At 62.8% G+C, this 11,895-nt stretch carries 12 protein-coding genes; 6 read left to right on the forward strand and 6 right to left on the reverse strand.

Features of this window, described 5'->3' with window-relative positions:
* Positions 1–39: 39 nt before the first annotated feature.
* The gene (locus GTF44_RS02560; protein WP_171557290.1) at positions 40–606 is read left to right on the forward strand and encodes a DUF2585 family protein; all 567 of its coding nucleotides are present in this window, start codon (positions 40–42) and stop codon (positions 604–606) included.
* 37 nt (positions 607–643) lie between these two features.
* On the opposite strand, the gene fahA is transcribed toward GTF44_RS02560, so the two are convergent.
* A complete protein-coding gene (gene fahA / locus GTF44_RS02565; RefSeq protein ID WP_171557292.1) occupies positions 644–1,897 on the reverse strand; it encodes a fumarylacetoacetase in 1,254 nt (417 codons plus the stop codon).
* Between the two features lie 174 nt (positions 1,898–2,071).
* Between fahA and GTF44_RS02570 the strand changes: the two genes are divergently transcribed.
* On the forward strand, positions 2,072–2,515 hold the full coding sequence (locus tag GTF44_RS02570) for a MarR family winged helix-turn-helix transcriptional regulator (RefSeq protein ID WP_171558565.1): 444 nt from the start codon (positions 2,072–2,074) through the stop codon (positions 2,513–2,515).
* 211 nt (positions 2,516–2,726) lie between these two features.
* Here GTF44_RS02570 and GTF44_RS02575 read toward each other — a convergent pair whose 3' ends face one another.
* The 4 genes from GTF44_RS02575 to GTF44_RS02590 form a co-directional block, all read right to left on the reverse strand.
* The gene (locus GTF44_RS02575; RefSeq protein ID WP_171557293.1) at positions 2,727–2,957 is read right to left on the reverse strand and encodes a DUF2798 domain-containing protein; all 231 of its coding nucleotides are present in this window, start codon (positions 2,955–2,957) and stop codon (positions 2,727–2,729) included.
* A gap of 78 nt (positions 2,958–3,035) precedes the next feature.
* Positions 3,036–3,734 (reverse strand): YafY family protein, encoded by a 699-nt coding sequence (locus GTF44_RS02580; protein ID WP_171557295.1) that lies wholly within the window; start codon positions 3,732–3,734, stop codon positions 3,036–3,038.
* A 48-nt stretch (positions 3,735–3,782) separates the two neighbouring features.
* A complete protein-coding gene (locus tag GTF44_RS02585) occupies positions 3,783–4,157 on the reverse strand; it encodes a VOC family protein (protein WP_171557297.1) in 375 nt (124 codons plus the stop codon).
* An 85-nt stretch (positions 4,158–4,242) separates the two neighbouring features.
* Positions 4,243–4,833: a DUF1285 domain-containing protein gene (locus GTF44_RS02590; protein ID WP_171557298.1), complete on the reverse strand. Its 591-nt coding sequence runs from the start codon at positions 4,831–4,833 to the stop codon at positions 4,243–4,245.
* Between the two features lie 75 nt (positions 4,834–4,908).
* Between GTF44_RS02590 and GTF44_RS02595 the strand changes: the two genes are divergently transcribed.
* Genes GTF44_RS02595 through GTF44_RS02610 form a run of 4 tightly spaced genes read left to right on the forward strand, consistent with a single transcriptional unit; the run spans position 4,909 to position 11,630 of the window.
* Positions 4,909–5,916, forward strand: coding sequence for a MoxR family ATPase (locus GTF44_RS02595; RefSeq protein ID WP_171557300.1), 1,008 nt, complete (start codon positions 4,909–4,911; stop codon positions 5,914–5,916).
* Positions 5,913–6,803 (forward strand): DUF58 domain-containing protein, encoded by an 891-nt coding sequence (locus GTF44_RS02600; RefSeq protein ID WP_171557302.1) that lies wholly within the window; start codon positions 5,913–5,915, stop codon positions 6,801–6,803. The genes GTF44_RS02595 and GTF44_RS02600 overlap by 4 nt, the downstream gene beginning before the upstream one ends.
* Positions 6,803–9,559, forward strand: coding sequence for a DUF4159 domain-containing protein (locus GTF44_RS02605; RefSeq protein WP_171557304.1), 2,757 nt, complete (start codon positions 6,803–6,805; stop codon positions 9,557–9,559). The genes GTF44_RS02600 and GTF44_RS02605 overlap by 1 nt, the downstream gene beginning before the upstream one ends.
* 4 nt (positions 9,560–9,563) lie before the next feature.
* Positions 9,564–11,630 (forward strand): hypothetical protein, encoded by a 2,067-nt coding sequence (locus tag GTF44_RS02610; RefSeq protein ID WP_171557305.1) that lies wholly within the window; start codon positions 9,564–9,566, stop codon positions 11,628–11,630.
* Positions 11,631–11,657: 27 nt separating this feature from the next.
* Here the strand turns inward: GTF44_RS02610 and GTF44_RS02615 are convergent, their stop codons facing one another.
* Positions 11,658–11,894, reverse strand: a complete 237-nt coding sequence (locus GTF44_RS02615) for a hypothetical protein (protein ID WP_171557307.1) — start codon at positions 11,892–11,894, stop codon at positions 11,658–11,660.
* Position 11,895 lies beyond the last annotated feature (1 nt).

The raw sequence follows: 11,895 nt of genomic DNA on the forward strand, positions 1-11,895 counted from the left end.
TTGCTAGACGCCTGATCCGGCGTGTGATCGGGTAGAGGGATGATATTGCGTCGAAATACGGTGCCCTATTGGGTCACTGCAGCGGTGATCGCGGCTTGTGCCATCATCTTGCTGCAAATGGGTCGCGTGCCGTATTGCGAATGCGGCTACATCAAAATCTGGCACGGGCAGACCTTCAGCTCGGAAAGCTCGCAGCATCTGTTTGACTGGTATTCGCCTAGCCATTTGATCCACGGCATCTTGTTTTACGGGGCGCTGTGGGTCGTGGCGCGCAAGCTGTCGGTCGGTTGGCGGTTGGTGATTGCGACGCTGATCGAGGTGGTTTGGGAGATTTCCGAGAATACGGATGCGGTGATCGAGCATTACCGCGCCGTGACGATCTCGCTGGATTACTACGGCGACAGCGTCGTCAATTCGATGGCCGATCTGGCCGCGATGCTTATTGGCTTCTGGCTGGCACGGAAGCTGCCGATTTGGGCCAGCGTGGCGATCATCATCGGCTTCGAGGCGCTGACGATCTTTCTGATCCGCGATGGTTTGGCGTTGAACGTGCTGATGCTCTTGGCCCCGATCGAGGCGGTGCGCGACTGGCAAAGCGGGCTTTGAGCCGGGATATATCTGTGCCGACCGCATCCGTGGAGGTCTAAAGCGACCGTGCGGGCAGAATGGTGCCGGTGCAACTGCCAAAGCCGATCTTGTAACCGTCCCCCAAGGCCGCGCCATAGAGCGTGACGGTGTCGCCGTCCTCCAGGAAGCTGCGCGTAACGTCGCCGGGCAATTGGATCGGGTCTTTGCCCCCCCAACTGATCTCAAGCAGCGAGCCGCGATTGTCCCGCTCCGGCCCCGAAATCGTGCCGGAGCCTAAAAGATCGCCGGTGGTCATGGCGCAGCCGGAGGAGGCGTGATGCGCCAATTGCTGCGCGGCGGAGTAATACATCTCGTTGTAATTGGTGCGGCAGATCACGGTTTCTATGCTGCTGCCGGCCGGCTGCAACCCCACGCTAAGCGAGATGTCGAAAAGCATCGGGCCGGGTTCTTCGAGATGCGGCAGAAGCGGCACCTCGCGCGGCGGGGTGGGCGCGCGGAACGGGTCCAGCGCAGCGGTGGTCACGATCCAGGGGCTGATCGAGGTGGCGAAGGCTTTGGCCTGGAACGGCCCAAGCGGTTGGTATTCCCAGGCTTGGATGTCGCGCGCGGACCAGTCATTCAACAGCACATAGCCGAAGATCATTTCATCGGCCTCGGCAACGCTGAGCGTGTCGCCCATCGCGGTCATGCCGCCGACAATCGCGCCCATTTCCAGCTCAATATCAAGCCGTTTGCAGGGGCCGAAACTCGGCGCATCGGCATCGGGGGCTTTCGTCTGGCCATTGGGCCGGACGATATCCGTGCCGCTGACCACGACCGTGCTGGCGCGACCGTTATAGCCGATGGGGATGTGCAGCCAGTTCGGCGGCAGGGCGTTCTCGGCCCCCCGGAACATGGTGCCGACATTCGTGGCGTGATGCCGACCTGCATAGAAATCGGTATATTCGGAAACCGCGATCGGCAGGTGCAGCGTGGCCTCCGCCATCGGCACCAAAAGCGGCTCCACCTCGGCCTGCTCTGCCGCACCCTCGGAGAGGATGGCGATCAGGCGCGCGCGGAGGGCTGCCCAAGCCTCCGGACCCAGATCCATCACATCATTCCAAAACGGCAGGAAGAAGACATCCGCCTCGCCCATGTCGACCAGCCCGACGTCTTCGGCGGCGGCCATGTCGAGGATCATATCGCCAATTGCGACACCACACCGGGGCGGCTCATCGCCGGTTGAAAACACACCATAGGGCAGGTTGTTCAGTGGAAAGGGGCTCTCGGCCGAATTGGCGGAGGTCACCCAGCTTTTCATTAGCGGCATGGAACGGCTTTCGCTTGGGCCGGTCGGGGGGCACCCTCGGGCGATCGGACAAGGAAGGGGGATCGTGACGCGCTTCGGCCCTTCGAGCAAGGGGCGCGAGGTGCGGGGGCCTCCCTCCCCCACGTGGTTGGAATATTAGTTGGTTTTGTAACTAACAAGGCCTAGTCTGTGCAAATGGTCAAAAATGACGACTTCGATCTGCGCGATTTTCTGCCCTATCTGCTGACCCAAGCGGCGGAGCGGTCGAGCCTGGCGTTTCAACGGCATTACAAAGAGCGCTATGGCATGTTGCGCACCGAATGGCGGGTGCTTTTGCATTTGGGCCGATATGGCGCGATGACCGCGAAAGAGATCTGTCGCCGGTCGCATATCCACAAGACCAAGGTGAGCCGCGCGGTCGCCGCGCTAGAGAAAAAACGCTATCTGTCGCGGTCCGTGATGGATGCGGACCGTCGCCAGGAATTGCTGAACCTGACGGCGAGTGGAGACCGGGTGTTTCGCGCCCTTTATGAGGAGGCGCGGCGGTTTGATGAGGCTTTGACGGCGCCGTTCAGTGAGGAAGATGTCGCTGTTTTGCGCCGGATGTTGGCGCGGATGGCTGATTTGGATCAGGTCTGAGCGGAAAGGCCAGGATTTGGTCTCGGTTGGTAAAAGACGGCCCCGCCGAAGCGGGGCCGTGGCTAAAAGGACGTTGCTGCTCAAAACCGGAGCGTGTCACCGTAGCAAGGCTGTGATCCTGTCGCGCAAAGATGCGCGATAGGCAGCCAAACGGTGCCACGTCCGCTCATGTGTCGGGCAGCCGGTCGAAGCGGTTCAAAGAAATCTCAGATTAAGTGTCTGCGCGCACCAAACGCGCCACCAAACGGCGGGTGATCGGGGCGACGATCAGGACCGCCGGGAAGGCCACGGCCCAGGAATTCACCCATGACGTCATCCAAAGCCCAACAAATCCGTCTGCCAATCCGGCGGCGCGAAAGGTGGCGATACCGGAGACGAGAAACGACATCATACCTGACAAAAGCAGGCCAAAAAGAATATGGGCGAAGCGGGCAGGGATCATTCGGGCCTCCGGCACGGTGGGCATAGTAATTGACGGTGACAATAAACATCCCCGCTGATGCGGCAAGTCACAAACCGACTAGTGCGGATCGCAGCCGTAGCGCGCCAATTGTTGGGCGTAGAAGTCTTGCAAACCTTGACCCGGTTCCGGGTTGAAGGCCCCGGCGCTTTCGGCCGTGCCGATCCGATCCAGTCGGAACATGCGGAAATCTGCGCGCAACTCACACCAGGCGACAAGGGTCCAGACCGGCCCCCAATACCAAAGCCCGACCGGGCGGACGATCCGGTTGGTGTTGTTGCCCGCCTCATCGGTATAGGCGATGGCAATCCGCTCGCGTTTGGTCACAGCGGCCTCAAGCTGATCGATGGTTTCGCGCAGGGCTTCGGTCATATTCGCGCGCGGCATGGCGTGGATCGCAACGGCCTCGGCACGGGCGCGGGCGTCATCTGGAAGAACACTGGTGATCTTGTCGAGCGCTTGATCCGCCCCGCGCACCATGGCGGCGCCACCCCAGGCCCGGATCATCCGGGCACCTGCGGTCAAAGCCACGATCTCTTCGGTGGTGAACATCAAGGGCGGGAGGTCATACCCCGCCCGCATCAGATAACCCAAACCGGCCTCGCCATCTATGGGCAGGCCCGAGCCGATCAAATGGGCGATATCGCGATAGATCGTGCGCTCGGAAACTTCCAGCGCCTCGGCCAGATACCGGGCGGTGGTCAGCTTGCCGGAACGCAGAAGCTGGACGATTTGAAACAGTCGGTCAGCGCGTCGCATGAGAAATAGGGTAGCGCGGCCCCCGGGGTGGGGGCCAGCGCGTTCCTCTCAGCTGTTGAACTGGAAGAAGCCGATGGAGTTCCCATCAAGGTCGCGGGCATAGAAAAATGCCCCTGATGGCAGCGGAATGTCAGGGCTTTCCACCTTCCCGCCCGCCGCTTCAACCCGTTTGCGCGTCGCGGCCAGATCATCGGGAGCGACCAGATGAATCGTCGAGCCATGCTCTGAAGGTGTGCCCGGGTAGAGATGGCCAGAGATACCATTGGTGGTGTCTGAGGTGGGGAACATCGCCATAGGATTCGGACCATTGTTGTCGAAGGTCAGGTTGGTATCGAGCACAGCGTCGTAGAAAGCGATGGATTTCTCAAGATCGCTGACCGGGATCTCAAACCAGCAGACGGTATGTTGGGGATGGACAGGCATGTTTGGGCTCCATGTTTCGGGATTTACCCAACCTCTATCGCATACCCCTCCTGACAACGTTCTGTCAGGAGCCTGTCACCTCGGGTCAGATATTTAGCTCTGACACCGGGATAATTGGAAAGAACACACCGCCAGACCAGACGCCGAACCAGTTTACGTCCTCATGGCAATAGGCATCGCCCAAATCGACCAGCCGATAGAAGCTTTTGCGGTCGATCAGCGCCTCCATGCCGGCGCGGACCATAACATAGGGCGAGGGTTCGCCGCTTGCGTCACGGATCACGCGGATCGGGTTCTCGGCCCCGGCGGTCACCGTATCGCCCACATGGGTGGTGAAGGTGATCACCTGCGCGGGTCCATCCCCCGCCGCCTCGAAATCCTGGGCGACAAAGGGTGCGTCTTCGACCCGAATGCCGACCTTCTCCACCGGCGTGACCAGGAAGTATTTGCCCTCTTCGAGCTTCAAGATCGACGAGAAAAGCCGGACCAACGGCGCGCGACCAATCGGCGTGCCGTTGTAGAACCAGGTCCCGTCGCGTTTGATCTCCATATCCAGATCGCCGCAGAATGGCGGGTTCCAGAGGTGCACAGGCGGGAGTTTGCCGTCTTTTTGGGCAGCTTTCGCCGACGCCATCAGGCTTTCGGCATCAGGGGTCACAATGTTTTGTCCAGACATGTCTTTTGCCGTTTGTGGTCGGGGCAATAGTTCGGTTTACTTACACACAACATATTCACCTTGTGGAGCATTGCCATGTCTGATCCCGAAAACCTTGTGGCGGAGATCGAAAACCTCGGCGCTCAACTGGCCGAGGCCAAAGAGAGCATCGCCACAAAGATCATCGGGCAGCGCGAGGTTGTGGACCTGTCTTTGGCGGCGATGCTGTCAGGTGGGCATGCGCTTCTGATGGGGTTGCCGGGGCTCGGAAAGACGCTGTTGGTGGATACGCTTTCGACGGTGATGGGGCTCTCTGCGAACCGAATTCAGTTCACGCCCGATTTGATGCCTGCCGATATCCTGGGTTCCGAAGTGTTGGAAACCGCCGCCGATGGCGCGCGGTCGTTTCGTTTCATCGAGGGGCCAGTGTTCTGTCAGTTGCTGATGGCCGATGAGATCAACCGCGCGTCGCCGCGGACCCAATCGGCACTGCTCCAAGCGATGCAAGAGATGGAAGTGACCATTGCCGGGGTGCATCATCCCCTGCCACGTCCGTTCCACGTTCTCGCCACGCAGAACCCGATTGAGCAGGAAGGGACCTACCCGCTCCCCGAGGCGCAGCTTGACCGTTTCTTGGTGAAGATCGATGTGGATTATCCCGACCGCGAGACCGAACGCGGGATCCTTCTGGCCACGACCGGTCTGGAAGAGGCCAAAGCGACACAGGTCTTCACGCCCGAGGCGTTGATGGCAGCACAACAGGTTGTTCGTCAGATGCCGGTGGGAGAGGCGGTTGTCGAGTTGATCCTCGATCTGGTCCGCGCGTGTCGGCCCGAGGCCGAAGAAGCACCGCAAGTTGTGCGCGATACTGTGGCTTGGGGGCCGGGCCCACGGGCGGCGCAGGCGCTGATGCTCACCGTGCGGGCGCGCGCCTTGCTGGATGGCCGCTTGGCGCCCTCGGCGGAGGATGTCGCCGCGCTTGCCAAACCGGTGCTTGGCCACCGGATGGCGCTCAGCTTCGCGGCGCGGGCCGAAGGGGCAGAGCTGGACCAGGTGATTGATGAGGTGACGGCACGGGTCACCCGGGTTGAGGCAGCCGCTTGAGCGACACCGCGCTTCATACGCCCGAGACGCTTCGCTCCAGATCGGAATCCGTTGCGCGCAGCCTGCCGCCGCTTCTGGTGGAGGCGCAGCATTTGGCGGCGACGATCCTATTGGGCGAGCATGGTCGCAAACGGGCCGGAACGGGCGACGAATTCTGGCAATACCGCGCCGCCGAGGCCGGCGATGCCTATCGCAGCATCGATTGGCGCCGCTCGGCCCGAGCGGATGGCCATTTCGTGCGGCAAACCGAGTGGCAGGCGGCGCAATCGTTGATGATCGGGGTGGATGATGCCGCCTCGATGACTTTCACGGGCGACAAATCTCGACCGTCGAAACTGCGGCGGGCGCAGACCTTGGCGATGGCCTTGAGCATCCTGGCGGTGCGCGGTGGCGAACGGGTGGGCCTGACGCATCTGGTCGATCCGCCACGGGGCGGCGAGGCGCAGTTGATCCGCATGGCCTCCGCCTTGATGGACAGTCATGAGCTGGGCGATTATGGCGCGCCGAAGCCGCGCGTTTTGCCCGTGGGCAGTCGGGCGGTGTTCTTCTCGGACTTCTTGGGCGACCCGTCGGCGATTGAGACCGTCTTGGGCCAGGCCGCAGATCGGGGTGTAAAGGGCGCTTTGGTGCAGGTGTTGGATCCGCAGGAAGAGCTTTTTCCTTTTGATGGGCGGACGCTGTTTGAAAGCATGTCCGGGACGATCCGGTTTGAGACGTTGAAAGCCAAAAGCCTCCGCGAAGCCTATTTGGAGCGGCTGGCCGAGCGGAAGGCGCGGCTGAAAGAGATCACCCGGCGCACCGGCTGGCGCTATCACTGCCACCATACCGACAAATCCGGCGAACCGACTTTGCTTTGGCTCTACAATATGTTGGATCGGGCCCGGTAATGCTGTCCTCTTTGGCCTTCACCACACCGCTTTTGCTGATCACGCTGATCGTGCTGCCGATCTTGTGGTGGTTGCTCCGCGCTGTGCCACCCGCGCCGATCCGGCGGCGCTTCCCTGGGGTCGCCCTGCTTTTGGGGCTAAGGGATGATGACAGCCAGTCGGACAAAACGCCGTGGTGGCTGTTGCTGTTGCGGATGTTGGCGGTGGCCGCTGCGATCATTGGTTTCGCGGGGCCGGTTTTGAACCCCGAAGAGGACCGCCCGGGCGAAGGGCCGCTCCTGATCGCGATGGATGCCTCCTGGGCCAGCGCGGGCGACTGGCAAGCGCGGCTTGATCGGGTGGGCTTGCTTTTGGACGAAGCGGGCCGGGCGGGCCGTCCCGTCGCGTTGGTGCGATTGGGGGAGCACGCTGACGGCGCGTTGCCGCTACAGGCCGCAAATGCCTGGGCGCAGCGGGTGCCGAACCTGGCGCCGCGCCCCTATGCGCCCGACATGACGGCGGCTGTCGATTGGGTCGACGGTTTGGAAGGCCCGCTTGAGGTTGCGTGGATCTCCGATGGCGTCGATCGCGCGGGGCGCGGCGATCTGATTGATGCGTTTCAGGATTTGGGCCCGCTCAGCGTGTTCCAAGGCGCGCGCGACGTGGTGGCTCTGGCACCGCCCCGGTTCGAAGATGGGCTGATCGTCATTCCAGCAATGCGCTTGGGCACGACAGAACCGCGCGACATGCCTGTGGCCGCCTTCGGCTTGGACCCGGCTGGCACCCCGCGCGAATTGGCGCGCGACACACTGCGTTTCGACGGTGGGGAGATGGCGGCGGAACTGGCGCTGAGCCTGCCGCCGGAGTTGCGCAACAGGATCACCCGGTTTGAAATGACGGGCGCGCGCAGCGCTGGCGCCGTGTCATTGACCGATGACAGCTTGCAACGCCGTGAGATCGCCTTGATCTCTGGGGCACCCGAGCGCGAGGGGCAGGTCTTGCTCTCGCCGCTGCATTTCCTGCGCGAGGCTCTGGAACCAACGGCGGATTTGCTGGAAGGGGCGCTTTCCGATCTGCTTCTCGCCAGCCCCGACGTGATCATCCTGGCCGATGTGGCGCAGTTGAGCCCAGATGAGCAGGAGGGCGTGACCGCCTGGGTGCAGGACGGTGGCTTGCTGGTTCGTTTCGCCGGTCCGCGCTTGGCGGCTTCCGACATTGCCCGGGCTGAGATGGACCCACTTTTGCCCGTGCGCCTCCGCGAAGGCGGGCGCACGGTCGGCGGCGCGATGAGCTGGGGCGAGCCGAAAGCGCTCCGGCCCTTCGCCGAAGACTCGCCGTTTTATGGCTTGCCGATCCCCGAGGATGTGAATGTCACCAGCCAAGTTTTGGCGCAGCCGGACCCGATGCTGTCGGAGCGGACGATTGCGGCCTTGGCCGATGGCACACCGCTCGTGACGCGCACAACTCTGGGTCAGGGCGGTGTCGTGCTGTTCCATGTGACGGCCAATGCGGAATGGTCGAGCCTGCCGCTCTCGGGCCTCTTCGTGCAGATGTTGGAGCGGTTGGCGATCTCGACCCGCCCCGTAAACCCGGCGGCTGCCGATTTGGAGGGTGTTACTTGGGTGCCGGAACAAGTCTTGGACGGGTTCGGCGTGTTGCGCGACGCGGGCGCACGGCCAGGTGTGTCAGGGGCCGACCTTGCCGAAGCGCCTCTCTCCGCCGAGATTTTGCCGGGTCTCTATGCCGGATCGGAACGGCGCGTCGCGCGGAACGTAATTGGGCCAGAGACGGTCTTGGCGCCAGCGGTCTGGCCCCGGGATGTGCCGGTTGAGGGGCTCTCTGTCGTTGCGCCAACCGATTTGATGGCGGCATTTCTGACGGCGGCGCTGGCGCTGTTGATGCTGGATGTGCTCGCGGCGCTTTGGTTGTCGGGCCGTTTGTCCGGCTTGGCGCGCAGTGCGGCTGTTCTGGCCTTGGCATTTGGTCTCGCGCCGATGGCGGAGGCGCAGCAGAGCGTCGAGGATGAGCTGGCGCTCCTCGCCACTTCCGAGATCACCTTGGCCTATGTAGAAACCGGCAACGCGCGGATGGACGATGTCAGCCGCGCCGGCCTTCAGGGCCTTTCCAACACGCTTTGGCAGCGGACCTCCGTCGAGCCCGCGCCACCTATCGGCGTGAATCTGGAAACCGATGAACTGGCGTTCTTCCCGATGCTGTATTGGCCGATCTCGCCGGATCAGCCGCTGCCTTCAGCGGAAGCTTATGCCCGGCTCAACACCTATCTGCGCTCGGGCGGGATGATCGTGTTCGACACACGCGATGCGGATTTGGGTGGCTTCGGCGCGGCCACGCCGACAGGCCGACGGCTTCGGCAATTGGCGGCCCCGCTCGACATCCCCCCGTTAGAGCCGATCCCCTCGGATCACGTGCTGACCCGTACCTTCTATCTTCTGCAAGATTTCCCGGGCCGCCACCTGAACCGCGATGTTTGGGTTGAGGCGTCACCTCCGGATGCGGAGCAGATCGACGGCATGCCGTTTCGGAATCTCAATGATGGGGTCACGCCGGTTGTGATCGGTGGCAATGATTGGGCGGCGGCCTGGGCGGTGGACGCGAGTGGGCGCCCTCTTTTCCCTGTCGGGCGCGGGTTCACGGGCGAACGGCAACGCGAGATCGCGCATCGGTTTGGGGTCAATCTGGTGATGCATGTCTTGAGCGGGAATTATAAGTCCGATCAGGTGCATGTGCCCGCTCTGCTTGACCGGTTGGGGCAGTAGCGCGATGGCCAGTGATCTCCTCTTCGATCCGCTTTTGCCTTGGCCCCTGATTTGGGGCCTGACCGGCGTCGCCCTTTTGATCACCGCCTTGGCGCTTTGGCGCGGATTGTCTGGCTGGCCGTTCCGGGCTCTGGCGGCGGCGGCCCTGCTCCTGGCGCTGGCCAACCCGTCGCTGCAAAACGAAGAGCGGGAGCCGCTCAGTGATATCGTCCTATTGGTGATCGACGAAAGCGCGAGCCAAAATCTCTCTGACCGCCCCGAACAGATTGCCGAGGCGATCACAGGGCTTGAGGCCGAAGTCGCGGGCTTGGGCATGGAACTGCGTCAAACCCGCGTTGGCGATGGGGATGACAATTCCGGCACTTTGTTGATGCAAGCGCTGACCGGGCTGATGGCCGATCTGCCGCGGGCTCGGGTCGCTGGCGCGATTTTGCTGACCGATGGGCAGTTACACGATGCGGGCCTGGTGCCCGACATGCCCGCACCGATCCATGCGCTTTTGACCGGCCGGGCGGGCGATTGGGACCGGCGCTTGTTGGTCCAGAACGCACCCGCCTTCGCGATCCTGGACGAAGAGGTAACGCTGACCCTGCGAATCGAAGATCAGGGCGCGGTGCCCGAAGGGGTCGCCGGGCGGTCTGAACTGCTGATTTCCATCGACGGCGATGCCCCACGCAGTTTCCAGGTGCCTGTTGGCGAAGACATCACCTTGCCGCTGACCCTGCCGCATGCAGGGATGAATGTGATCCAGTTCATCGTGCCCGCCGCGCCGGGCGAGTTAACAGACCGGAACAACGCCGCCGTTGTGCAGATCAACGGCGTCCGCGACCGGCTCCGCGTGTTGCTGGTCTCGGGGCAGCCGCATCCGGGGCAACGCACCTGGCGCAACCTTCTGAAGTCCGACCCGGCCGTCGACCTGGTGCATTTCACCATTCTGCGCCCGCCGGATCGGCAAGACGGCGTGCCGGTGACCGAGCTGAGCCTCATCGCGTTCCCCACGCGGGAACTGTTCATGGAGGCGATTGACGAGTTCGACCTGATCATTTTCGACCGCTATCAACGGCGCGGTATTCTGCCGATGCTCTATCTCGACAATGTGCGGCGATATGTGGAAGACGGCGGCGCGCTTTTGATGGCGACCGGTCCTGATTTCGCCAGCGCGGATTCGCTTTATCGCACCCCCCTTTCGGAGATTCTGCCGGGCCAACCGACGGCGCGCGTGGTCGAGGCGCCGTTCCTGCCGCAAATCTCCGACCTCGGCGCACGGCATCCGGTGACCACCGGGCTTGATCAAGCCCCGGGTGCGCTGGACGAGGGCGATGTGCCCTGGGGGCGTTGGTTCCGGCAGATCGAACTGATCGAGCGGGCGGGGCAAACCGTGATGACCGGGGCCGAAGATGCGCCCCTGCTGATGCTTGACCGGGTTGGCGAGGGGCGTGTGGCGCTTTTGGCCTCAGATCATGCCTGGCTCTGGGATCGCGGCTATGAGGGAGGCGGGCCGCAATTGGAGATGCTGCGCCGCCTGGCGCATTGGATGATGGGCGAACCGGACCTGGAGGAAGAGGCGCTGCGCGCCTTGGCCGATGGGCAAAGCATCCAGATCACCCGGCAGAGCTTGGCCGAAGAGGTTGGTGACGTCACCGTCACCGCGCCAGACGGATCCCAGATGGTGTTGGAGTTGGAAGAGACGGCACCGGGGCAGTTCGTGGCGACATATGACGGCGTCGAACAGGGGCTTTATCGGTTGCGCGAGGGCGATATGGAAGCCGTGGTCGCGCTAGGCCCTGCCGCGCCACGCGAGTTTGAGGAAACCATCGCCAGCGGAGATCGCCTAGCGCCTGCGATCAATCCGATGCGAGGTGGCATTTTGCGCCTCGAAGATGGCTTGCCCGACCTGCGCCGCGTGTCGGAAGGGCGGAATGCGGCGGGCAGGGGGTGGATCGGCCTGACCCCGCGCGCGGCCTATCTGACGACAGATGTCACCGTTACACCGCTCATTGCGTCGTGGCTATTCCTGCTGCTTGCAGCGGCGCTGATGGTGGGGGCTTGGCTGCGCGAAGGGCGCCGGTAACTCCCCGATCTCTAAAGAGGATTTGACTCATCGCCTGTGCTGTCCACGCAGCCAACGCCAGATTGGGAGGATATCAAGCGCGGCGACGGCGATGCCAAGTGGGATCATCCAGAAGCCCAACACAGGTAAGAACCCAAACACGCCGCCCACAATCAGGATAAGGCCGAGCAGCAGGCGCAGGCCCGGTGGGACGTGGGTTCGGACCCGAACCAGCCCGCGCTTCAAACGTCCCTTAAACGTGCGTTTTGCGGGCTGATCGGGCATG

The sequence above is a fragment of the Roseobacter sp. HKCCD6576-2 genome (assembly GCF_013179285.1).
GTDB lineage: Bacteria > Pseudomonadota > Alphaproteobacteria > Rhodobacterales > Rhodobacteraceae > Rhodophyticola > Rhodophyticola oceani.